Here is a 20,548-nt window from a genome sequence, read left to right on the forward strand (position 1 = left end):
ATTCCTTACGCGGAGACAAACAGGCCGGTGATCTGGTAACCCATCAGGAGGAAGCCGGCACTCATCATGGCGACGTTGGCGGTGTAGGCGTGGCGCCAGAAACCACCTGTACGCCGCCAATACCCCATCAGAATGAGAATCGCGCTGAGGGCCAGCAATTGGCCGATCTCAACACCAATGTTGAAGGCGATCAGGTTCGGAATCAGTCCATCAGGAGAGATCTCGTACTCCTGAATCTTCGTCGCCAAGCCGAAACCGTGGAGTAGGCCGAAGATCAGCGTGGCCACCTTGGTGTTGGGTTGGAAGCCGAACCAGCGCTGGAATGCACCCAAGTTATCGAGCGCCTTGTACACCACAGAGAAACCAATGATGGCGTCGATGATGTAGGAGCTGATGCTGATCTCGGTCAGCACGCCAAGCAGCAGCGTGACCGAGTGGCCTACAGCGAATAGCGTGACGTAGAGCCCCACGTACTTCAGACGGTAGAGGAAGAAGATCACCCCAAACAGAAAAAGCAGGTGGTCGTAGCCCGTCATCATGTGCTTGGCGCCCATGTAGATGAATGGCAGCAACATGACGCCGGAACTCTCCTGAATGAAGCCCTTGTCACCTTCCGCGACGGCATGAGCCATCGCCTCGGGCATCCCGAGGAAAAGTGCAGCGACAAGTAAAAACAACAGCAGTAGCGGGCGGTGCGATGGCGCAGTGAATGCGACAACGCCACTCATTGAGTGCGAATGCATAGATCAATCCTACGTTGCAGGGATCAAAGGCCGCAGTGCGGCCACGGTCAGGATGCGAACGAAGGACGGGGCGGACGCTCGATCAAGAAAATCGGCGGACGAGGAACGGAATATCTGCGCGCATCAACTCGTATGGACAGCTTTGGCTGTGCAGCCAAACTCAACGCGGACGTGAGCTGTGGCGTTTCGTGCTGATGGTCAGGGGTCAACGGCGAGTGGTAATGATCCGAGTAGCTCGCGCTCGACATCTCTGCCTGCTGCTCATGGGAGTGATGTGCGTCTTGCGCAATCTCCCAGGCTGGCTGTTTCGATGTCACCGACAACGTATAGGTGTGCCCGGCCCAAGCCACAAACATGGCGAGAGCAAGTGCGATTACCACCGTCATTGTCAGTGTTCTGCTGAACATAGTGTTCGGGTTTCAACTCGTTTTGTAGGGCTTTGATTCGTTTGACCGTATCCCCCTAGGGGGGATACGATGCCAGCGTAATTCATTGAGGCCTGAGGCTCAAGTCATGAGTGAGCACGAACACGAACACAGCCATCCCCACACCCACCAAAGTCATGAGGCGATCATCAAGCGCCTCAAACGAGCGGACGGCCATTTACGCGGCATCATCACCATGATCGAAGAGGGTCGTGAGTGCGTGGACATTGCTCAGCAGTTGCATGCAGTTGAGAAAGCCGTATGTCAGGCAAAACGAACGCTCATCCAAGATCACATTGATCACTGCCTCGAGGACACCGTTTCGGCGCTGGGCAATGGCGAGCGTGCACCGCTGGAAGCTTTCAAACAAATCACCAAGTACCTTTAGGTCTGATATGCCCAACTTCGCTGAACTCTTGCAACAGGGTGGTTCGCACGCCTGGCTGTACTTCCCGAGCGCCATTCTGCTCGGTGCTTTGCATGGGCTTGAACCGGGCCATTCAAAAACCATGATGGCGGCTTTCATCGTGGCCATCCGTGGCTCGGTAAAACAGGCCGTATTGCTGGGGCTGGCTGCAACGCTATCGCACACCGCCGTAGTGTGGCTGGTCGCCATCGGCGGCATGTATCTGGGCAAAGGCCTGGACGCTCAAACCACTGAGCCATACTTCCAGCTAGCATCCTCTGCCCTGATCATCGTAATTGCGCTGTGGATGCTTTGGCGTACATGGCGTGGTGAGCAGATGTTCAAGTTCGAGCAAGGTGATGATCACCACCATGGCGAGCATGACCACGGCCATCATGATGAGACCCACCGAATCGATACTGGCCATGGCCGTGTTGAGCTGTCGATCTTCGAAGACGGCGTGCCACCGCACTGGCGCCTGAAGACATTGACCGGGCACGCTTGGGCAGCCTCAGATGTTCGTCTGATGACAACTCGTCCTGACGGCAGCACCCAGTCGTTCACCTTCGTCGAGCGCGAGGGCTTCCTGGAGTCGGCAGTCGATATCCCCGAGCCTCATGAGTTCAGTGCTCGCTTGAGTCTTGGGCACGCGGGGCACTCCCATGATTATGACTTGGACTACCAGGAGCATGATCACGGCCACGCGCATTCCGAACTGGAAGGGTTGGAACTGTCGATTGATGGGTATCAGGACGCACATGAACGTGCCCATGCCAACGATATCCGTAAACGCTTCACTAACCGCGAAGTCACCACCGGCCAAATCGTCATGTTCGGTCTGACTGGTGGTTTGATTCCTTGTCCGGCTGCTATCACCGTTCTGTTGCTATGTCTTCAGGTCAAAGAGGTCGCCTTGGGTGGTGTGCTAGTCCTGTGTTTTAGCATTGGTCTGGCACTCACACTGGTAACCGTCGGTGCTGCAGCCGCTATTGGTGCCAAGCAGGCTTCCAACCGTTGGCCATGGCTGGGCGCCGTTGCGCGTCGTGCGCCCTACCTGTCCAGTGTCTTGATCATCGGTGTTGGTCTGTACGTGGGCTTTCATGGCTGGATCGGCTTGAACGCTTGAGGCGACTCTTTCGTGTTTGAGCTCACCAGCTACGTTGGTCTGTTCCTGGCGGCATTCGGTGCCGCCACGGTATTGCCAATGCAGTCTGAAGCCGTGCTGGTCGGCATGTTGCTCTCCGACCAGTACGTCGTTTCTACGCTCTTGGCGGTCGCCACCTTTGGCAACGTTCTTGGCTCCGCACTGAACTGGCTTTTGGGCCGTTCTGTTGAGCGATTCCGCCACAAGCGCTGGTTCCCCGTGAGCGAGAGCAAGTTAGAAAAAGCCCAGCAGTCCTATCTGCGCTACGGGCGCTGGTCACTGTTGCTGAGTTGGGTGCCCATCATTGGCGATCCGCTGACGGTCGTCGCCGGAGTCATGCGCGAACCACTTTGGAGTTTCCTGCTGATTGTCACCCTGGCTAAGGGCGTGCGTTATCTTGTGCTTACCGCAGTCACATTGGGATGGACATGACGACGGCTAATACAACCCCGCATCCTTCACTCAAGAGCCGAAGCATTAGCCTAGATCTGATCAAGTGGCTGGCGATGCTGACCATGGTTATCGATCACTTGCGCTTGGTGTGGCCGGAGATGAGCAATCTGTTCATTCTGGGAAGACTGTCTTTTCCGCTGTTCTGTGTCGCCATTGCGGCCAACGTGGCGCGCTCCAAACCGGGCGAGTGGCTGACTGCCGCGAACGGACGCTACCTCGCCTTGATGCTGTTGTTCGCCGCCATTTCAGAAGTGCCTTATCGCTACATCAGCACCTCGGGATCATTCAACGTGTTGGTTACCCTGGCATTAGGGCTATTGATTGCGTGGGGATTGCAATATCGCACCTTGTTGAGCGGCGCTACGGCGTTGATGGCCGCCGCAGTTGCCTACGTGCTGGATGATCCACTGATGTGTGGCTTCTACGGAGCACTCCTTCCAGCGGCGGTCTTGTTAGCGATCAAGAGTCCCGGTGTTCTTTGGTTGCTGCCAGCGGCTCTATGCCTGTTGAGCAATACCCGCAGTAGCATCGTGACCAGAGCGCTAGATCTGGAAGTCTATTCACTATTGGCACTGAGCACTGCATTCGCGGCTCCCTTGATCGGACTCTGGCTTCTGCGTCAGACCTTCACCTTTAGAGTCTTGCCGGTCGGGCAATGGGCCTACTGGTTCTATCCGGGGCACCTTGCTGCTTTGCAAGCTCTGCGGCTCCTGATCTGAGGGATGTCAACTCAGATAGGTAGGAGACTGGTGCTTATAGCTAATTGCGGGAAGAAGTTATTCGTTCTGCTGAGCGCTCCAAGCAGCATCGGCTGCTGAATGTCGCTTAACCCCTGCAGACCATATGTCATCGATTAGTCAGTGAGCGGATACTGCATCCAGGCTATTTTTCGAGGGCTGGTAATAATCGGAGCTAGAAATTACATTGAGCGACAGAACTATAAGTAAGCGAGAAATACTCGCCAACGCCGACAGGGGCTAGAAAAGATGGACGCATACCAGCGCCGCCGACGCATCCAATTCTGGTTGGGCTCATTCCCAGTGTTAGTAGGCTTTACTATTCTAGTTCTCGCCTTGATTCTGTCTGGCGGAGGGGCCACGTTAAGCCCTCAAGAACTTGATGGCTTAAGCTTGGTTCAGCAAACGAAATCGGCCCCTCAAATGACCGACCATAAAGCAGCTGCAATTCTGGCGGTGTCTCAATAGCCAAGCTTACAGATGCTGCAGGTGTAGCAGCTGAGCCATGCGCCTGCCTGGAAAACTCATCGCACGGGTATTAATCCACTTACCTTGATGGCAGTCCTAGCGGCCTTTGAACTCAGGAATTTCAACAGCGCTGCAGCCTCCTCTTGCTGTACGCCACCAGTAGAGATGGCTGCAGAATACATCGTCATTTTCTGCACCTGATCTGGAATAAGCCCGATCACATCAATACCTTCCGTGTGCATCAATTCACTCAGTTGTTGGAAGCCTATCTCTGCTTCGCCACGAGCGACTGCTTCTCCGACGGGTTCGGCGGAAATCGTCCGCGTCTTGATCCTCAAGCTTTCTGAAATGTGCATTTGAGGGAAGAGAATACGTGACAGGTATCTTCCGCTGGGCGTATCCGATAGAGCCAAGGACTTGGCACTGAGTAACGTTTTTTTGAAGGCTTTCATGTTGCCTATATCGGGCTTTTTTGCACCTTTTTGGACGGCCATGGCAATGAACGACTTGCCAAGATCAATTCGACTCGTTTTTTGCAGCTGCCCCTGATCGATCAAATTTCGAAGCTCCCAATCCTCCATGATTACGACATCTGCTTTTTCACCGCGCAAGAGCCGATTAGTGATTGCAATTGGGGTATTCCCGGTAGGTGGAGACTCTTTGATGACCAAGCTGAATCCCGTCTCTTTTTCATAAACGGGAGCTAAGGATTGAATCGCCGCGATGAAGCCTCCAGACACAAATAGGGTAAGCGTTTTGGTAGAGGTCGCATCCTGTGCCTCGATGCCATCTGCCAAGAACAACAAGCAGGCCAATGCGAGCCTCAGTAAGGTCTTCGTCATGACGGAGTATCCTGAATCCAGCGTAGAAATGAGGTTTAGCAGTGGAGGCGCGAAAAAATAGTCACATTTCAAGCAATGTCGAAATTAAGGTGGGTTAAGAAAAATTTAGTTTACCGTCCGATGCACCGTACCTAGGCTGCATCCATCTTGAGATATACGGCGCTTGGAGCCTGCTTGAGTCTTGGGTTTGCAATCGTTGTGTGGAGTAAAAAATGAATCGCGCGCTAGTAATAGAGGACGATGAGGTTACAGCCAAGGCTATTGTTAACACGCTTACCTCCCATGGATTCGATGTTCAGTGGGCGGCTAACGGTCGTGATGGATTGTCAGCGGCTATTTCTGGCGACCATGATGTGATAACGCTTGACCGAATGCTGCCTGACTTTGATGGTTTGACGATAGTCAGCACGTTGAGAAGCCTCGGTATTCTGAAGCCAGTCTTGATGATCAGCGCACTGTCTGATGTCGATGAGCGGGTGAAAGGGCTTCGTTCGGGGGGCGATGACTACCTGACCAAACCGTTCTCTACAGTTGAAATGATCGCCAGGGTGGAGGTGCTGCTGAGGCGCCCAACCGCAGGTGAAAGTGAGCGTCATTTGAGCTTTGGCAACCTCCATATCGATCTCATTGAACACTCACTCAGTCGTTCGAATGTGCATATTCCGCTTCTCCCAACCGAATTCAAACTGCTCACTTATTTCATGCGCAACGCGGGTCAGTTGGTCACTAGAACCATGCTTTTTCAGGCGGTTTGGGGATATCACTTCGATCCTGGCACGAACATTATTGATGTTCATATCGGTCGGCTGCGGAAAAAAATCGAGGGGAGCGGTTCCCCTGTTATTCAAACAATTCGCGGTTCTGGTTATGTACTTGCTTCCCAGGAGTGAGCGCTGGCGTTCTTCCAATAGTCGCCTTCTCGGGCTTTACGCCTTGTTTTTTATCGCTTGGGGAGCCGTTTTTACGGGAGTGCTTTATTGGAAAATCTCAACCTATCTCGGGGCTGTTGCCGAGCGGACATTGATGCAACGCGCCCACTATTATCAAAAAATCGATGATGCCAGTCTGGAGGGAGAACTGGCTGCCAGTGAGGTGTATTCGACGTCAGGGATCGACGCCTACGGTTTGTTCGAAGCTGACGGCACTCATATCGCCGGTGACCTTCTCCGGTTAAGAGCAAGTCTCCCAGATGATGGCCAGGTACATTATCTGGAGCGAGGCTTGAGCATCGCATTGCCACGCGAGCAAACCCGAAGCAGCCATGCGCTAATGCAACATCGGCGTGATGGTCGAATTTTGATCCTGTCGCGTGATGGAGGATCTATCTCCGCAGTCGGCGGCATCATTGAGCAGGCATTAATTTGGGGGTTTTCTCTTACCCTTATCCCTGGGTTGATCGGTTGGTGGCTCTTGAGGCGAAGGCCCTTACGCAGAGTGCAGCGACTTCAAAGCTGCACCGAAAGTATCGTATCGGGCAATCTCGGTGAACGCCTGCCGCTATCTCCACGCCGCGATGAGCTCGACATGTTGGCCAATGCTGTCAACGTCATGCTCGAGCATATAGAGCAGCTTATGCATGAGGTGAAGGGGGCGTGTGATGGTATTGCGCACGATCTGCGTACTCCCCTGACTCGCCTGCGTGCCCATCTTGACCAGCTACAGCAGTTACCCCTGGATAGCTCTCATGCAGAGACCTTGAACATGGCACTGGAAGAAAGCGAATCCATCATGTTGCGCTTTCAAGGGCTCCTGCGAATATCTGAACTTGAAGATACAAGGAGAAGATCAGGTTTTGAATCGTTCCAACCAGCATCGCTGCTGACGCAAGCGCACGAGTTTTTTTTGCCCTTGGCACAAGAGCAAGGACTGACGCTACTCCTCGACCTCTCTGAAGACCTTCCGAAGTTATCTGGTGATGTTTCTCTTCTGTTCGAGGCGCTGGTTAATCTTTTAGATAACGCTATCAAGTTCACACCCAAGGGCGGTGTGATTCACTTGACCGGCTCTCTGACGCATAGCTCGTTCAATATAGAGGTTTCGGACAGCGGCCCTGGAATACCCGAGGCAGAGCGTGACAGCGTGATCCGCAGGCTTTATCGCGGAGACACCACCCGTCAGCAACCTGGGCATGGACTGGGGCTTTCTCTGGTCTCGGCAATTGTTCGGTTGCACGGGTTTGTACTGCATATCCAGGAATCGCCGCGTGGTGGTGGAGCCTCAGTCTCGATTATTTGTCCATTGCCCGAGGTCGTCTCCAACCGCTAATTAAATTTATATTAATCCGGGTTAATTTGAGCCCTCTCAGCTCCTCATCTAGCTTGGCGCGTCTTTCTGCGAATCCGAGGCTGGCGCTTGTGAAACACCCTAAATTGCGGCTTACACTCATTCTTGCGTGTTCTTTTCTGACACCAGTTTGGGCGGCTCCAATACCCACCCCAAGTCCTGCCTCACCAACTGCCCGAGCGATGATCCCAGCACCACCGCAACTGAGCGCGAAATCCTGGGTACTTATGGATGCCGCGACAGGCTCGATTATTAGCAGTCAAAACGCTGATATGCATTTGCCGCCGGCTAGCTTGACTAAGTTGATGACGGTGTATGTGGCTACCAATGAGATACAGGCGGGACGCCTCAAGGTCGACGATCCGGTTACCGTCAGTGAAAACGCATGGAGAACCGGTGGTTCCAGGATGTTTCTTGATCCTGGCGCCGTTGTCCCTGTGCATGACCTGCTGCGTGGCGTGGTGATCGACTCTGGCAACGACGCCAGTGTGGCTCTGTCGGAGCACATAGCGGGTAGCGAAGATGCATTTGCCGGTTTGATGAATGTCACTGCAAATAAACTTGGACTGACTGACACTCACTTCATGAACCCTACAGGCTTGCCGGCACCTGGGCACTACTCCTCTGCTCATGATATGGCCCGGCTTGCGCGGGCAATTATCAATGATGAGTCCGCTTACTACCCGCTATACGCGCACAAATATTTCACCTGGAACAACATTCGCCAACCCAATCGCAATCTTCTCCTCTGGCGCGACCCCAGTGTTGACGGGCTCAAAACTGGCCACACCGAAGAGGCCGGCTACTGCATGGTGACCTCTGCTCTTCGTGATGGGCGGCGTCTTATCAGTGCGGTATTTGGCTCGACCACGATGAACAATCGTGCAGAAGATGCTCAAAAAATCCTGAACTACGGCTTTCGCTTTTTTGAGACGAAGACCTATCAGAAAGGCGGGCAGGTGTTAGCTCAACCACGACTGTGGAAAGGCGAGAAAAACGTAATTTCTGTTGGGTTGCTCGATGATGTGACATTGACGCTGCCCAAGAATAGTAATCGCAAGGTGGAAAGCCGCCTTCACATCAATAACGCACTGGAAGCTCCTATTGCCGTCGGTGACATAGTCGGAAGCTACGAGTTGTATGACGGCGAGAATAAACTTGTGACACGCTCTCTCATCGCATTAGAAGCCGGAGAAGCAGGTGGTTGGTGGACGCGAACCTGGGATGCATTCCATCTTTTTTTTGCAGGATTGTTTGATGTGAAGGACGACAAGGGAGAGGTAAAGGCCTGAATCTGGATGGATGATATCCAGCCGTGATTCACCTCACTGACAACCTCAAATGATTCCCACTGATCTGACGTGACAGGGGCGAAACCATCCAGTTGAGTCACCAGCCTCGATGCCCAAGGACATTTGCCGCAATGACGCTCTAGCGTCGGCTCGAAATGTCAGCCATCACAAAGGGAGAATGCTCAATGGGTTGTCGCTTCCATGCCATTCATATCTGATACCGACCTAAGAGAACGTGTTAGCTGCACCATAGATCTGACTGAACTACACTCGAATTTGCTGAGGGATCAGCCCCCATCCGAAATACAAAAAGTCCGGCTACGCGCCGGGCTTTCTGTTTCTGTCATTCTGCGCAAGGCTTTACCCTGGGCTGAAATCACAAACCAAATTTCATATCAATCTTTGATCAAAACTTACTAGATGTCATCTACCCAGTGGAAAGTGAGCGCTCCTAACGCAGTCATGGCAAGCAACGCTATGACATGAAGCGAGATGGCCCCAATTGCAGGAATGAACCGTTCTTTGTGGCTTAACGTGGCCGATCCTGCCGAGGCTAGTGAGAAGACCGCGAGCCCTAAGCAAAAGCTTGTGATGATCGCAACGTGCCACCGAGGAAAGAGCAGCGGCGAATCCATCCAAAAGCCGATGGTCAGGCCAATGAAGTACCCCCCGGCTAAATTCGCGACGAGCGCTCCTGCGGGCATGCTCGGAAAAAATTCCTTGAGCTTCTCCCCCAAAATACTGCGTAGCCAGCCTCCAAGCGATGCGCTTATGGCGATGGCCACTAATGTTCTCACCAAGCTGACGAACTCCTTGCAGCTCTAGGGGCTGAGAGCTTATGTACTGAAGGAAAGGGATTGGTTATCCAAAGCGACCCGTAATGTAGTCTTCAGTCTGCTTCATTTTTGGTTTGGTGAAGATGTTGTCGGTCACATCATGCTCAATCAATTCGCCCATAAACATAAAGGCGGTGTAGTCCGACACCCGTGCCGCTTGCTGCATGTTGTGGGTCACGATGATGACGGTGTATTGCTCTTTCAACTCAGTAATCAACTGCTCTATGCGCCCAGTGGAGATTGGGTCAAGCGCGGAAGTCGGCTCATCCAAAAGCAATACTTGTGGGCGCAAAGCGATGGTGCGCGCTATGCACAGGCGCTGTTGTTGACCACCCGACAAGCTCTGAGCGCTTTGTTTTAGCTTGTCCTTTACCTCGTCCCAAAGCGCTGCTCCATTTAAGGCTTGCTCTACGCGCTCATCCATCTCACGACGGGAAAGTTGTTCATGGTGACGCACGGCATAAGCGACGTTGTCGTAAATGGACATAGGAAACGGTACGGGTTTCTGGAAGACCATGCCGATATGGCTGCGCAGGCGGTTCATCGAGTAACCAGGCGCGAGAATATTCTCTCCGTTGAGCAGCACCTCGCCCCGCGCTTCCTGCTTCGGGTACATGGCGTAGATACGGTTGAACACCCGCAGTAACGTCGACTTCCCGCAACCTGACGGCCCAATGATCGCAGTGATACGTTTCTCTGGAATATCCATATCGATGGAGTTCAGAGACCGCTGGTTATTGTAAAAAAACTCCAGGCCACGAACGCGAATTTTAGTTCTTTCGTCGGCAAGGTCACGGCTATTCATCAGGTCAACCTATTGCGTAAAAGGATCAGGCGGGACAGTAAACTGAGTACCAGTACAAACAAGGTCAGCACCAATGCACCAGCCCAAGCTAGGGAGTGCCAGTCATCAAATGGGCTCATGGCGTACTGGAAAACCACTACGGGCACGCTGGCAATCGGTTTCAGAAGATTGCTGCTCCAGAATTGGTTGCCGAACGCTGTAAACAGTAACGGCGCTGTTTCACCGGTGATTCTGGCCAGTGCAAGTAGCACCCCGGTCACCACGCCCGCTTTTGCCGCTCGTAGTACGATTTGTAGAGTCAGTTTCCATTGCGGGACGCCTAACGCCAGCGCGGCTTCCCGCATGGTGGACGGTTGTAGCTGAAGCATCTCGTCGGTAGTTCTCACCACCACTGGAATCACCAACAGCGCCAGTGCCAGAGCGCCGGCGATAGCGGAGAAGCCAACCTGGTGATTAGTCAGTATGTTCAACGGCAGGATGACGCCGGTGTAGATGAACAGCCCCAGCACAATGGATGGTGCCGACAGCAGAATGTCGTTCATAAAACGAACTGTGGTGCCTAGACGCGAGTGTCGTGCGAATTCCGCTAGCCAGATTCCCGCCATCAAGCCGATGGGCGTCCCGATAAGCAGGGCGATACCGGACATCAGCGCGCTGCCATAGAACGCATTTGCCAGCCCACCTTCCGTACCGGGCGGCGGCGTCATCTGCGTAAAGAGGCGAAGATTGAGCGCCTGAAATCCGTTGATCACTGTGGTCAGCAGAATCCAGACCAGCCAGATGAGACCGAACGCAGTGGCACCGCAACTGAGCACCAATGCAAGTCGATTCTTGAAAGCCCGAATTTGGTAGAGACGTTCGTTGCCGGTCATAGACCCTCCTTGCGTGAAAGCCGCATGAGCAGGAGTCGTGCTAGCGCCAGCACGATAAAGGTGACGACAAATAGCAGGAAGCCCAGTGCAATCAGCGCCGAGCGATGCAGGTCGGTATAGGCTTCGCTGAACTCGTTGGCGATGACTGACGCAATGGAACTGCTTGGCATCAACAATGAGGCGGAGAATTGTTGAGCATTACCCAGCACGAAAGTAACCGCCATGGTCTCGCCCAATGCCCGTCCGAGCCCGAGAAAAATTCCTCCGACCACCGCTGAGCGCGTGTAGGGCAGAACAATGTCCCAGACCACTTCCCAAGTGGTGCTACCTAGCGCGTAAGCAGACTCCTTGAGGGTTGTTGGAACACTACGGAACACCTCATGCATGACAGAGGTGATGAAGGGCATGATCATGATTGCCAGCACAATACCTGCTGTCAGCATGCCAATCCCTAAGGGTGGGCCCTGAAACAGCGAACCCACCAAAGGAAGCTCACCCAGATAGTCATTGATCCAAGGTGATAGATGCTCTGCCATGAACGGGCCGAAAACGAACAGCCCCCACATGCCATAGATAATCGATGGAATTCCCGCGAGCAATTCAACCGCCGAGGCGACGGGCATCCGCAACCAGGGAGGTGCTACTTCAGTGAGAAAAATCGCGATGCCAAAGCTGACAGGAACCGCAATCAGCAGCGCCAGTAAAGAAGTCACCAAGGTGCCGTAAATCGGAACCAAAGCACCGAAGTGGTTGTTGACAGCATCCCACTCAGTGCTTGTCAGAAAGTCGAGACCGAAAGTCTTGAACGCAAGACTACCGCCCCAAAGTGTCGAGGCGGCGATGCTAACCAGTAGCAACAGCACCAGCATTGCGGCGCCCAGCATTGAACGCTTGAACCAGAGATCATGACGCTGATCGCGAGCCGCACGCTTATCACTCGTAACGTCGCCAGTGTGGAGGGTCATGGTCAAAGGTTGGACTGTGTCGTTCATCAGACGTCTACTCACAAACAAACCCCTTCGTCAGGCAAAACTTGCTCGAGGAAGGGGTTTAAGTGTTGCTGAATCAATGTGCGAAGTCAGACTTCCAGTAACCTTCGATACGCTTCACCAGAGAGTCAGGCAGGGCCACATAGTCCAGCGCCGAGGCCTGTTGCTGGCCTTTCTCCAACGACCATTTGAAGAAGTTGAAGGCCGCTTGGCTTTGCTCGGCATTCTTCGGCTGTTTGTACATGATGATCCAGGTGGTCGCCGTGATCGGCCAAGCGCTATCGCCAGGCGCGTTAGTCATGATCAGGTTGAAGTCTTTGGCGTTAGCCCAGTCCGCAGTGTCGGCAGCCGCTTGGAAGGCTTTGGCATTGGGCTGAATGAATTTCCCGGATGCGTTCTTCAGCTGTGCGTGCGTCATCTTGTTTTGCAGGGCATAGGCGTACTCAACATAACCGATTGAGTTCTTGATCTGCTTTACGTAGGCCGAGACACCTTCGTTGCCTTTACCACCCACACCAACCGGCCAAGGCACAGTTGTGCCGAAACCGATTTTCGATTTCCAGCCATCACTCACTTTAGAGAGGTAGTTGGTGAAATTGTATGAGGTGCCAGAGCCGTCAGAACGGTGGACGACGGTGATTTTACTGTCTGGCAGTTTCATGCCCTGGTTCAGGGCGACGATGGCTGGATCGTTCCAGACTGTAATCTCACCCAAGAAGATTTTCGCCAGGGTCTCACCATCGAGCTTCAATTGGCCCGGCGCTACACCCTCAATGTTCATCACCGGCACGATGCCGCCAATCACACTGGGAAATTGGCCTAGGCCACCGGCCTTGAGATCATCGGCAGACAACGGTGCGTCAGACGCACCAAAATCTACTGTTGCCGCTTTGATCTGAGCGATACCGCCACCCGATCCAATCGACTGGTAATTGATACGGTTGCTGGAGCTTTTGCTGTAGTCCTGCGACCACTTGGACAAAACCGGATAGACAAAGCTGGAGCCCGCACCGGTAACATCGGTCGCATGAGCAAGGCCACTCATGCAGAGGGAAGCCAGTAAGACAGACAGGCTTTTTTTAGTCAGCAACATCACGACAACACCTCAATGAAAGGAGTTAAGTGGAGGTATCCACCTATCGGAGAAGTGACGATTTAATTCTTTAAATATTTCTATCCGATGACAGTTTCGGCATTTTCAGAAATATTTTGAAATATGTGTGAATCGAGAACCTTCACTCGTTTGCTCGTTGAAAATGCTCGTCTGCATCGGTGTAAAGCCCTGGGGCTGCCGTTTACCCTCTTATGCGGAGGGCGATGTCGGGAGCCGAACGAAGGTCTGTCTTGCTTACATAATGGACAAATACGCAACGAGCAAAACGCCCAGGATTGCCGTGATGACATTGATGCCAGGGCCAGCATTGACGCTGTAGCCAAGGGGGATCTCAACAGGCTTGAGGGTCTTTACCACCTTTTTGTACTGCCAGGATGACCAACAGGCAACCGATGAGCCCAGCATCAGAAAAGCGAGTCCGATCCAGAAAGAAAAATGTTTTCCTGGAGCGCTCAAAACACCTGGCTTGAGCATTTGCAGCAGTAGTCCGAATCGTTCAATTACAAAGCCAAACGCCATCAGCGAAAGGCTGGTTCGGTTCCAGGCCAGCAAGGTTCGCTCGGCAGCAAAGAAGACTCGTGGATCGTTCAGGTCTGACATCAAATACCCCTTGGCTCTCAATAGGTGAAATCGATCTGGTCAGCGTGTGTAGACGTCTGACCGTGCTTCAGTCATTCGCTTTCATGGCTATCACCTAATCAGGCCGTGCGCCGACGTTCTAATAGAGAGAACAAGTACATACCGGCCAACATGGCCAACACGAATACGATGATCTGCCCGTGCCCCGTAAGCAGAATAGCGACGGCTGGCCCAGGGCAGATCCCCGCAATTCCCCAACCTATACCGAACATCAGGCTGCCGCCAATCAAGCGGGCATCCAACTCCCTTTTCATTGGTAACTGCATGGGGGCACCCAACAAGGATTGTTTGTTCTTGCGCGCCCAATTCAGGGGAATAACCGCCACTGCGATGGCACCTCCCATCACCAGTGCGAGTGACGGATCCCAGGCCCCAGTCACATCAAGAAAAGCCAATACCTTGGCGGGGTTCGCCATGCCTGCCAGAAGAAGCCCAAGGCCGAAGATCAGTCCTGCAAAAAATGCGCTCAGCTTGATCATCTTCATGCTCCCACCACATGACGAATGACGTACACCGTTGCAAAACCGGCGAACATAAAGCACATCGTTGCCGTGATGGATCGGGCTGACAATCGAGAGATGCCGCAAACGCCATGACCGCTAGTACAGCCAGAGCCGTAACGGGTTCCCACGCCGACGAGCAGCCCCGCAATAATCAGGGTGGGCCACTCTGACCTAATCTCGATCTCCGGCAACACGCTAAATGCTCCCCACAACAATGGCGCAAGCAACAGACCAAGAAGAAACAGCGCCTTCTCGCTCCAGCCTTCACTGCCAAATTGCATCACGCTTCCAATCAGCCCACTGATGCCTGCGATGCGACCATTAGCGAGAACGAACAAGCTAGCCGCGAGGCCTATCAAGGCGCCTCCGCCTAATGAAGTCCAAGGCGTAAAGTGCATCCAATCAATGCTCATTTTGCATCTCCTGCACAGAAGTGCTGATAAAGGACATGGATCACCGCGAGCGCGGCAGAGCTGCTGATTCGGTAATAGACTTGCTTTCCCGCGCGTCGCGTTTCCACCATGCTCTTGCTACGTAGCACCGCGAGTTGTTGAGACAACGTAGGTTGCTGAATGCCTGACAAGGCCTCTAAATCGGTCACATTTAGCTCACCCTGCGACAGTTGGCAGAGAAGGAGCAATCGATCAGGGTTCGCCAGCGCTTTCAGTAGCTGGCCAGCAGCTTCAGCGCTAGATCGCAGTTGCTGGATATCGAGTTCATTTTCAGGGCGTTGCATGACTGCTGACTCATTTAGAATTTATATAATATATATATTTACATAATGACTGGCTAGGGCCATGGTGTCGAGGCGGGTGCAGCCCGCATCCAGAATTGAAAAATCCGACGAAAATGAGATTAAATCTTAAATGAAAAGCTCACATGATCTTGTGACAGAAGCTAAATTACACATCAGAGAAATAGACCTTGGCTCAGCAGATGCTGCAGTAGAGGAAGCTGATCTACTGATCGATGTACGGGAGCCTGATGAATACAGCGCTGGCCATATCCCTGGCGCAGTAAACATTCCGCGTGGGATTTTGGAGTTCAGGCTTAGCAGCACGCCAGAACTCGCTATCCGAGACTTAAAGATAATTCTTTATTGCAAAACAAGCGGAAGAGCTGCTTTGTCTGCTTTAGCTCTGGGTGAGATGGGCTACGTCAGTGTGTCTTCTATCGCTGGAGGCTTTGATGCTTGGGTGGCAGAGGCTAAGGCAGTCGCTAAGCCAAGCCTCCCTGCGTTTGAATAAATGAGTCTCGGTTTTTGGTACTGCACTTCGTTTGGCATCCACTGAGTCGCACCTGTATTTGTTAGATGCGACCCAATTCGTGTAGTTGCAGCTACTCAACGAAGCAACAGTATCGGCATGGTGGCTGTGCGGAGCATCATCGTCGTTGTACTGCCTACCAGAAATTGTCTAATGCGCGAGTGGCCGTAGGCCCCCATGACGAGAAGATCAATTCCCTGCTCCGCCTGATAAGCGTGCAGAGCCTCGTCCACTTCTCCATGCAGGATCTGGGCGTGGATGACAAAGCCAGCAGTAAGGAGCGTGCTCCTCGCTTTCTCCAGCGACTCTCGGTTGCCTTCCGAGTCAGCACCAACCATAACGAGATGAATCGGTAGGTTTGCGCAAAGCGGACTGGCGGCAAGCAGATCAACGGTTTTGTGTGCTGTGCGGCTACCGTCAAACGCGAGCATCACCTTTTCTGGCATTTTATAGCTGCTTGCGGTTATCAAAATTGGACGGTGAATTGTGCGTACAACAGCTTCAATTTGGCTGCCAAGGCTGTGCACTCCACGTTTGCTGTCTTCACCCACTCGCCCAATGACCAGCAGTCGAATATCGTCCTGAAGATCGATCAGACTTTCTATCAAGTGTCCGTGGCGCTGCTTTAACTCAGGAAAAGATGCGCCGGCTATGACCGTCCGCTCCCTGGACTTCTCGAGCATGTGTTGACCTTGCTCCAGAGCGAGCCTGGCACGCTGAGCATCTAGAGTAGCCAGCTCCTCCAGTAGATGCTCTCGACTTCCGAGACCAATATTTCCGCTCAGGTTTGCTGATGCAGGGTATTTCTCCTCATCCAATACATGCAGCAAGGTAAGGGCCGCGCTAAGTCGTTGCGACGCCCATGCTGAGTAGTCGCAGACCGCCAGCGAGGATTGTGAGTTATCAATGCATGCCATTACGTGGGTCATTGTCGGTCTCCTTAGTGGCTCATGAGCTTATCGATGGCGTCAGGTTTGTCATGCACGCCAAAGCGGTCAACGATAGTGGCACTGGCTTCATTCAGACCGAGCACTTCAACCTCGGCGCCTTCGCGACGGAACTTGATAACCACCTTGTCCAGCGCTGCAACCGAGGTGATATCCCAGAAATGGGCTTGGGTCAGCTCGATAGTGACCTTCTTGAGTGCCTCCTTGAAGTCGAAGACATTGGTGAATTTGTCTGCGGAGCTGAAGAACACCTGGCCCACAACACGGTAAGTCCGGTGCGATTCAGTCTCCTCAAGACTGCTATTGATATCCAGGTAATGCCCGACTTTGTTCGCAAAGAACAGCGATGCCAGCAGCACACCCACTAACACGCCATAGGCCAGGTTATGCGTCGCCACGACCACCACAACCGTCGCAAGCATGACGATGTTGGTCGACAGTGGGTGCTCTTTGAGATTGCGCAGCGAATCCCAGCTGAAGGTGCCGATAGAGACCATGATCATTACGGCAACCAATGCCGCCATCGGAATCTTGGAGAGCCATTCGCCCAGGAACACGACCATCAGCAGCAAGAAGATGCCTGCGCATAAAGTTGAAAGGCGAGTTCGACCGCCAGACTTCACGTTGATGATCGACTGTCCAATCATGGCGCAGCCGGCCATGCCACCGAGCATCCCTGCTGCAATGTTGGCAACGCCTTGGCCCTTGCACTCGCGGTTTTTGTTACTGGTGGTATCGGTCAGATCATCAACGATGGTCGCTGTCATCATGGACTCCAGTAGGCCTACAACTGCGAGCGCTGCTGAGTACGGGAAAATGATGCGCAAGGTTTCAAGGTTCAGCGGAACTTCAGGCCACAGGAAAATCGGCAGTGTGTCGGGCAGCTGTCCCATGTCCCCAACGGTGCGGATATCCAGCCCCAGGTAAATCGCGATAGCAGTCAGAGTGAGAATGCACACCAGCGGCGAGGGAATTAGCTTTCCTATCTTCGGCACATACGGAAACAGGTAGATGATGCCGAGACCCGCAGCGGTCATCGCGTATACGTGCCAGGTGACATTGGTGAGTTCAGGTAGTTGCGCCATGAAAATCAGAATTGCCAGCGCGTTCACGAACCCCGTAACGACCGAGCGCGAGACAAAGCGCATTAGCGAGCCCAGCTTGAGGTATCCGGCAAGTATCTGAAGAACCCCACAGAGTATGGTTGCAGCCAACAGGTACTGAAGCCCGTGATCTTTTACCAAGGTGACCATGAGCAGTGCCATGGCACCGGTAGCCGCCGAAATCATGCCAGGGCGACCGCCAACGAATGCGATAACGGCGCAGATACAGAAGGAGGCGTAGAGGCCGACCTTGGGGTCGACGCCGGCAATGATAGAGAAGGCAATGGCTTCCGGGATCAACGCCAAGGCGACAACGAGACCCGCGAGCACGTCTCCACGAACGTTGGAGAACCACGTTTTTTTGAGTGATTGCAGCATCAGAATATCCAAGGCAATGCACCGCACGCACACCGGGCGGAGGGCGAGCGCGTCGATACGAATTCAAATTTTGAGGACTATTTGACTGTGTGCTTTGGGTGTAAGAACCGGGCATACAGTAGTACGCACCGCGAGCGAAAACAGGCGGGTGCGAGGTGTTGCGAGGGGGCGTAGCGCTAAGGCGGCGTAGGCTGCCAGTAGATCGTTTGGAGTACAGTCATGCTGATGTTCCTGTAGCTCAAAGGGTGTGCGGAGCCAACAGTATACAGAAGCTGTCGGCGATGGCGACCCGGTGTCAAGCCCTTCGTGATCCGAGCAACGGAACTTACCGGCAAGCAATGGCAGCGTTTTCGCGCTGCATTGAAATCCGCCGATCTTCCCGCAGACGATATTGACCTTCTATGCCGAACCTTTTTTGGGTTCACAAGGGACGGTAGGAGTGTCGGATGGGGAGGGTTTGAAACGCATGGAACAGATGGATTGCTGCCCTCCATGATCGTAGAGCCGGCATACAGGTCGAAAGGGTTTGTGATCGCAGTGCTTCACGTCATTGACGCAATAGCTGCCGAGCGGGGAATCGCTCGACTTCATTTGCTGACAACAACTGCGTCAGGCTTTTTTGATCAGCAGGGCTATGCAGTAAATCAACGAGTCTCTGCGCCGCCTCTGATTTCTCAGACGGAGCAGTTCATGGGACTTTGCCCTGGCTCGGCTTGCTATATGTGTAAGGATTTACATTCGAACGGGCTGACAGCGCTGTCTGAAGAACCGCTGGGCTGATAATTAAGCACAGCGGATTCCGGGGGGGTGGGAGGGAGATCATCGCAAATACCCTCGCCCTTTCACCAAAAGCAGGGTACGAACCCACAGCTTCTTCCATGGCGGCGTATCGTAGGCAAATCCGATGCAGGGCCTAGTTTGAGTAACAGTTCTTGCGAATGCACCGATGGGAGTGTCGCGCCGAATGTAGCCAATTTCGAAGAAGTCGCTGCGCTTCTCAAGACTGCTGCTGCCACGGGTGTACACATGACTGTCTTGAAAATCGTGCAGCTCCTGTTCCAAAGGAATTGAGGAAAACTTGAAGTTTGGATCGATAAATCCGTAATCCGCGAGATAGATCGGGTGATCACTATGACTCACAACATGAATCATCGTTTCTCTGATGATCTCAGGGCGTACGGTTCCTGTACCGACAGAGTAATGGTCGCGCTTACCACGCATTTGCAGCCAGAGGCTCCAGACGCCGGTGCAAGCCGCAACCACGGCTCCAACTAGCGTGATCTGCTTCGTCAAAGATTCGACGTCCATGTTCCCCCTAGCGCGTTTTAGATGGTGGACATGGGTTCGGTTAACCGTTGTCCTTCCAGTAACGCTTAGATTACTGCTAACGGCGCGAGATCAGCATGGGAATTGCGTGCTTCATAGAATGCCGAATGGATGCTGATGTTGCATCTCATTTTGCAGGGGCACTGTGCTCGCCCGGCGGCCTTGCATCTAGCACATACATCGGATCTGTTTGAGCTCCAAGCAGAATGGATGCCCAAGCTTCGTATGCTTGCTTGTGGCGGATTAAAGCTTCGTCCCAACCGCTCCCCGTCACTTCGCGAGAGACAACGAGCATCATTAGATGATTAGTGGTTGCATCTAAATCGATCAGAAGGTGATGAGCGTTAAATCGAAAATCATCGGTAGAAGGCATGACGTCACACTTTAATTGTGGGAGTGGTAAGGGAGCACGGGCACTTTCCATGTGACATCACTCTGACACTGCACAGTACCATCAGTGTACCCTTCCAGACGACCGGTTGATGACGTTGAAGCCCACCTAGCCAATCTGAGCCGCGATGAGGGAGTGCTGGATGGTTTACCTGTTGATGGCTTTTAGCCTCAATGCCAGCTAGATTCGGATCTTTCTACAATCAAGGAAAGATATGAAAAAGCTCATCGCAGTAATGGGAATCTGTGTCGCACTTGGCGGTTGCGCTACGTCCCACTACACCGCAGGACGAGACTTTCCGTCGGCCAGTGTAGCGAGCATCACCAAAGGCAAAACCACCACTTCTGAGCTTAAGTCGCTGTTTGGTGCGCCCTACGCCAAGAGCGCAATCAGCGAGACTGACGAGAAGTGGATCTACACCTACACCAATGGCTCAGCCCATGCCCAAAGCTACGTGGTCACCATGAAGGTAACGACTACGGGCACTCAGAAAACCCTCGACGTCTTGATCCGAAATGACGTGGTCATCAACTACACGTTCAGCGAAGGCCCTGCTCCAGGTACTACCACTGCGACGAACTGAGTTC

The 20,548-nt window shown here is 53.2% G+C and carries 25 protein-coding genes; 10 read left to right on the forward strand and 15 right to left on the reverse strand.

What is annotated here, in order from left to right:
• Window positions 1-5: 5 nt before the first annotated feature.
• Complete coding sequence (locus KVQ82_RS27420; protein WP_222016924.1) at window positions 6-743, reverse strand: HupE/UreJ family protein; 738 nt, start codon at window positions 741-743, stop codon at window positions 6-8.
• A gap of 513 nt (window positions 744-1,256) precedes the next feature.
• Between KVQ82_RS27420 and KVQ82_RS27425 the strand changes: the two genes are divergently transcribed.
• Genes KVQ82_RS27425 through KVQ82_RS27440 form a run of 4 tightly spaced genes read left to right on the forward strand, consistent with a single transcriptional unit; the run spans window position 1,257 to window position 3,890 of the window.
• Window positions 1,257-1,556 (forward strand): metal-sensing transcriptional repressor, encoded by a 300-nt coding sequence (locus KVQ82_RS27425; RefSeq protein ID WP_032894820.1) that lies wholly within the window; start codon window positions 1,257-1,259, stop codon window positions 1,554-1,556.
• Window positions 1,557-1,563: 7 nt separating this feature from the next.
• Window positions 1,564-2,700 carry a nickel/cobalt efflux protein RcnA gene (locus KVQ82_RS27430; RefSeq protein WP_222016927.1) on the forward strand — a complete coding sequence of 379 codons (1,137 nt, stop codon included), beginning with the start codon at window positions 1,564-1,566 and terminating at the stop codon, window positions 2,698-2,700.
• A gap of 12 nt (window positions 2,701-2,712) precedes the next feature.
• Window positions 2,713-3,150, forward strand: coding sequence for a YqaA family protein (locus tag KVQ82_RS27435; RefSeq protein ID WP_222016931.1), 438 nt, complete (start codon window positions 2,713-2,715; stop codon window positions 3,148-3,150).
• Window positions 3,147-3,890: a TraX family protein gene (locus tag KVQ82_RS27440; RefSeq protein ID WP_222016934.1), complete on the forward strand. Its 744-nt coding sequence runs from the start codon at window positions 3,147-3,149 to the stop codon at window positions 3,888-3,890. The genes KVQ82_RS27435 and KVQ82_RS27440 overlap by 4 nt, the downstream gene beginning before the upstream one ends.
• Window positions 3,891-4,432: 542 nt before the next feature.
• On the opposite strand, the gene KVQ82_RS27445 is transcribed toward KVQ82_RS27440, so the two are convergent.
• Window positions 4,433-5,218, reverse strand: coding sequence for a substrate-binding domain-containing protein (locus KVQ82_RS27445; RefSeq protein ID WP_222016936.1), 786 nt, complete (start codon window positions 5,216-5,218; stop codon window positions 4,433-4,435).
• Between the two features lie 212 nt (window positions 5,219-5,430).
• Here KVQ82_RS27445 and KVQ82_RS27450 point away from each other — a divergent pair, with 212 nt between their 5' ends.
• The 3 genes from KVQ82_RS27450 to KVQ82_RS27460 all read left to right on the forward strand — a co-directional run bounded on the left by KVQ82_RS27450 (window position 5,431) and on the right by KVQ82_RS27460 (window position 8,793).
• On the forward strand, window positions 5,431-6,108 hold the full coding sequence (locus KVQ82_RS27450; protein ID WP_140682405.1) for a response regulator transcription factor: 678 nt from the start codon (window positions 5,431-5,433) through the stop codon (window positions 6,106-6,108).
• Window positions 6,086-7,483, forward strand: coding sequence for a HAMP domain-containing sensor histidine kinase (locus tag KVQ82_RS27455; RefSeq protein WP_222016937.1), 1,398 nt, complete (start codon window positions 6,086-6,088; stop codon window positions 7,481-7,483). Before KVQ82_RS27450 ends, KVQ82_RS27455 begins: the two co-directional genes overlap by 23 nt.
• A gap of 161 nt (window positions 7,484-7,644) precedes the next feature.
• Complete coding sequence (locus KVQ82_RS27460; RefSeq protein ID WP_225919988.1) at window positions 7,645-8,793, forward strand: D-alanyl-D-alanine carboxypeptidase family protein; 1,149 nt, start codon at window positions 7,645-7,647, stop codon at window positions 8,791-8,793.
• Between the two features lie 416 nt (window positions 8,794-9,209).
• Here the strand turns inward: KVQ82_RS27460 and KVQ82_RS27465 are convergent, their stop codons facing one another.
• The 9 genes from KVQ82_RS27465 to KVQ82_RS27505 form a co-directional block, all read right to left on the reverse strand.
• The gene (locus KVQ82_RS27465) at window positions 9,210-9,578 is read right to left on the reverse strand and encodes a CrcB family protein (RefSeq protein ID WP_313902815.1); all 369 of its coding nucleotides are present in this window, start codon (window positions 9,576-9,578) and stop codon (window positions 9,210-9,212) included.
• A 76-nt stretch (window positions 9,579-9,654) separates the two neighbouring features.
• Entirely contained in the window at window positions 9,655-10,434 is a 780-nt protein-coding gene (pstB, locus tag KVQ82_RS27470; protein ID WP_127649218.1) for a phosphate ABC transporter ATP-binding protein PstB, read from the reverse strand.
• The gene (gene pstA / locus KVQ82_RS27475) at window positions 10,434-11,306 is read right to left on the reverse strand and encodes a phosphate ABC transporter permease PstA (protein ID WP_222016942.1); all 873 of its coding nucleotides are present in this window, start codon (window positions 11,304-11,306) and stop codon (window positions 10,434-10,436) included. The genes pstB and pstA overlap by 1 nt, the downstream gene beginning before the upstream one ends.
• A complete protein-coding gene (gene pstC, locus KVQ82_RS27480; protein ID WP_140894110.1) occupies window positions 11,303-12,298 on the reverse strand; it encodes a phosphate ABC transporter permease subunit PstC in 996 nt (331 codons plus the stop codon). Before pstC ends, pstA begins: the two co-directional genes overlap by 4 nt.
• A gap of 73 nt (window positions 12,299-12,371) precedes the next feature.
• Window positions 12,372-13,388, reverse strand: a complete 1,017-nt coding sequence (gene pstS / locus KVQ82_RS27485; RefSeq protein ID WP_186621087.1) for a phosphate ABC transporter substrate-binding protein PstS — start codon at window positions 13,386-13,388, stop codon at window positions 12,372-12,374.
• A gap of 255 nt (window positions 13,389-13,643) precedes the next feature.
• Complete coding sequence (locus KVQ82_RS27490; RefSeq protein ID WP_046482237.1) at window positions 13,644-14,009, reverse strand: YidH family protein; 366 nt, start codon at window positions 14,007-14,009, stop codon at window positions 13,644-13,646.
• Between the two features lie 98 nt (window positions 14,010-14,107).
• Window positions 14,108-14,527: a DUF6691 family protein gene (locus tag KVQ82_RS27495; protein WP_222019453.1), complete on the reverse strand. Its 420-nt coding sequence runs from the start codon at window positions 14,525-14,527 to the stop codon at window positions 14,108-14,110.
• A 2-nt stretch (window positions 14,528-14,529) separates the two neighbouring features.
• Entirely contained in the window at window positions 14,530-14,964 is a 435-nt protein-coding gene (locus KVQ82_RS27500) for a YeeE/YedE family protein (protein WP_222016944.1), read from the reverse strand.
• Complete coding sequence (locus KVQ82_RS27505; protein WP_222016946.1) at window positions 14,961-15,287, reverse strand: helix-turn-helix transcriptional regulator; 327 nt, start codon at window positions 15,285-15,287, stop codon at window positions 14,961-14,963. Before KVQ82_RS27505 ends, KVQ82_RS27500 begins: the two co-directional genes overlap by 4 nt.
• 130 nt (window positions 15,288-15,417) lie before the next feature.
• Between KVQ82_RS27505 and KVQ82_RS27510 the strand changes: the two genes are divergently transcribed.
• Entirely contained in the window at window positions 15,418-15,798 is a 381-nt protein-coding gene (locus KVQ82_RS27510; RefSeq protein WP_222016948.1) for a rhodanese-like domain-containing protein, read from the forward strand.
• Window positions 15,799-15,893: 95 nt separating this feature from the next.
• On the opposite strand, the gene KVQ82_RS27515 is transcribed toward KVQ82_RS27510, so the two are convergent.
• Together KVQ82_RS27515 and KVQ82_RS27520 are read right to left on the reverse strand one after the other, a co-directional pair.
• The gene (locus KVQ82_RS27515; RefSeq protein ID WP_222016951.1) at window positions 15,894-16,745 is read right to left on the reverse strand and encodes a universal stress protein; all 852 of its coding nucleotides are present in this window, start codon (window positions 16,743-16,745) and stop codon (window positions 15,894-15,896) included.
• Window positions 16,746-16,756: 11 nt separating this feature from the next.
• A complete protein-coding gene (locus KVQ82_RS27520; RefSeq protein ID WP_222019454.1) occupies window positions 16,757-18,244 on the reverse strand; it encodes a SulP family inorganic anion transporter in 1,488 nt (495 codons plus the stop codon).
• Between the two features lie 306 nt (window positions 18,245-18,550).
• Here KVQ82_RS27520 and arsN2 point away from each other — a divergent pair, with 306 nt between their 5' ends.
• The gene (arsN2, locus tag KVQ82_RS27525; protein ID WP_222016953.1) at window positions 18,551-19,024 is read left to right on the forward strand and encodes an arsenic resistance N-acetyltransferase ArsN2; all 474 of its coding nucleotides are present in this window, start codon (window positions 18,551-18,553) and stop codon (window positions 19,022-19,024) included.
• A 39-nt stretch (window positions 19,025-19,063) separates the two neighbouring features.
• Here arsN2 and KVQ82_RS27530 read toward each other — a convergent pair whose 3' ends face one another.
• Both KVQ82_RS27530 and KVQ82_RS27535 read right to left on the reverse strand, forming a co-directional pair.
• Complete coding sequence (locus tag KVQ82_RS27530) at window positions 19,064-19,552, reverse strand: hypothetical protein (protein ID WP_222016956.1); 489 nt, start codon at window positions 19,550-19,552, stop codon at window positions 19,064-19,066.
• 145 nt (window positions 19,553-19,697) lie between these two features.
• Window positions 19,698-19,943, reverse strand: coding sequence for a hypothetical protein (locus KVQ82_RS27535; RefSeq protein ID WP_222016959.1), 246 nt, complete (start codon window positions 19,941-19,943; stop codon window positions 19,698-19,700).
• A 232-nt stretch (window positions 19,944-20,175) separates the two neighbouring features.
• Here KVQ82_RS27535 and KVQ82_RS27540 point away from each other — a divergent pair, with 232 nt between their 5' ends.
• Window positions 20,176-20,544: a hypothetical protein gene (locus tag KVQ82_RS27540; protein ID WP_222016963.1), complete on the forward strand. Its 369-nt coding sequence runs from the start codon at window positions 20,176-20,178 to the stop codon at window positions 20,542-20,544.
• Window positions 20,545-20,548 lie beyond the last annotated feature (4 nt).

The sequence above is a fragment of the Pseudomonas sp. AO-1 genome (assembly GCF_019775695.1).
GTDB lineage: Bacteria > Pseudomonadota > Gammaproteobacteria > Pseudomonadales > Pseudomonadaceae > Aquipseudomonas > Aquipseudomonas parakoreensis.

Excerpts from the sequence above, each read along its gene's own strand:
- pstC (WP_140894110.1), bottom strand. The coding sequence starts at position 12,298 with ATGAACGACACAGTCCAACCTTTGACCATGACCCTCCACACTGGCGAC.
- KVQ82_RS27450 (WP_140682405.1), top strand. The coding sequence starts at position 5,431 with ATGAATCGCGCGCTAGTAATAGAGGACGATGAGGTTACAGCCAAGGCT.
- pstS (WP_186621087.1), bottom strand. The coding sequence starts at position 13,388 with ATGTTGCTGACTAAAAAAAGCCTGTCTGTCTTACTGGCTTCCCTCTGC.
- KVQ82_RS27440 (WP_222016934.1), top strand. The coding sequence starts at position 3,147 with ATGACGACGGCTAATACAACCCCGCATCCTTCACTCAAGAGCCGAAGC.
- KVQ82_RS27515 (WP_222016951.1), bottom strand. The coding sequence starts at position 16,745 with ATGACCCACGTAATGGCATGCATTGATAACTCACAATCCTCGCTGGCG.
- KVQ82_RS27530 (WP_222016956.1), bottom strand. The coding sequence starts at position 19,552 with ATGGACGTCGAATCTTTGACGAAGCAGATCACGCTAGTTGGAGCCGTG.
- KVQ82_RS27520 (WP_222019454.1), bottom strand. The coding sequence starts at position 18,244 with ATGCTGCAATCACTCAAAAAAACGTGGTTCTCCAACGTTCGTGGAGAC.
- KVQ82_RS27500 (WP_222016944.1), bottom strand. The coding sequence starts at position 14,964 with ATGAGCATTGATTGGATGCACTTTACGCCTTGGACTTCATTAGGCGGA.
- KVQ82_RS27420 (WP_222016924.1), bottom strand. The coding sequence starts at position 743 with ATGCATTCGCACTCAATGAGTGGCGTTGTCGCATTCACTGCGCCATCG.
- KVQ82_RS27505 (WP_222016946.1), bottom strand. The coding sequence starts at position 15,287 with ATGCAACGCCCTGAAAATGAACTCGATATCCAGCAACTGCGATCTAGC.
- KVQ82_RS27425 (WP_032894820.1), top strand. The coding sequence starts at position 1,257 with ATGAGTGAGCACGAACACGAACACAGCCATCCCCACACCCACCAAAGT.
- pstA (WP_222016942.1), bottom strand. The coding sequence starts at position 11,306 with ATGACCGGCAACGAACGTCTCTACCAAATTCGGGCTTTCAAGAATCGA.
- KVQ82_RS27535 (WP_222016959.1), bottom strand. The coding sequence starts at position 19,943 with ATGCCTTCTACCGATGATTTTCGATTTAACGCTCATCACCTTCTGATC.
- KVQ82_RS27430 (WP_222016927.1), top strand. The coding sequence starts at position 1,564 with ATGCCCAACTTCGCTGAACTCTTGCAACAGGGTGGTTCGCACGCCTGG.
- KVQ82_RS27540 (WP_222016963.1), top strand. The coding sequence starts at position 20,176 with ATGAAAAAGCTCATCGCAGTAATGGGAATCTGTGTCGCACTTGGCGGT.
- pstB (WP_127649218.1), bottom strand. The coding sequence starts at position 10,434 with ATGAATAGCCGTGACCTTGCCGACGAAAGAACTAAAATTCGCGTTCGT.
- KVQ82_RS27495 (WP_222019453.1), bottom strand. The coding sequence starts at position 14,527 with ATGATCAAGCTGAGCGCATTTTTTGCAGGACTGATCTTCGGCCTTGGG.
- KVQ82_RS27445 (WP_222016936.1), bottom strand. The coding sequence starts at position 5,218 with ATGACGAAGACCTTACTGAGGCTCGCATTGGCCTGCTTGTTGTTCTTG.
- KVQ82_RS27490 (WP_046482237.1), bottom strand. The coding sequence starts at position 14,009 with ATGTCAGACCTGAACGATCCACGAGTCTTCTTTGCTGCCGAGCGAACC.
- KVQ82_RS27455 (WP_222016937.1), top strand. The coding sequence starts at position 6,086 with ATGTACTTGCTTCCCAGGAGTGAGCGCTGGCGTTCTTCCAATAGTCGC.
- KVQ82_RS27510 (WP_222016948.1), top strand. The coding sequence starts at position 15,418 with ATGAAAAGCTCACATGATCTTGTGACAGAAGCTAAATTACACATCAGA.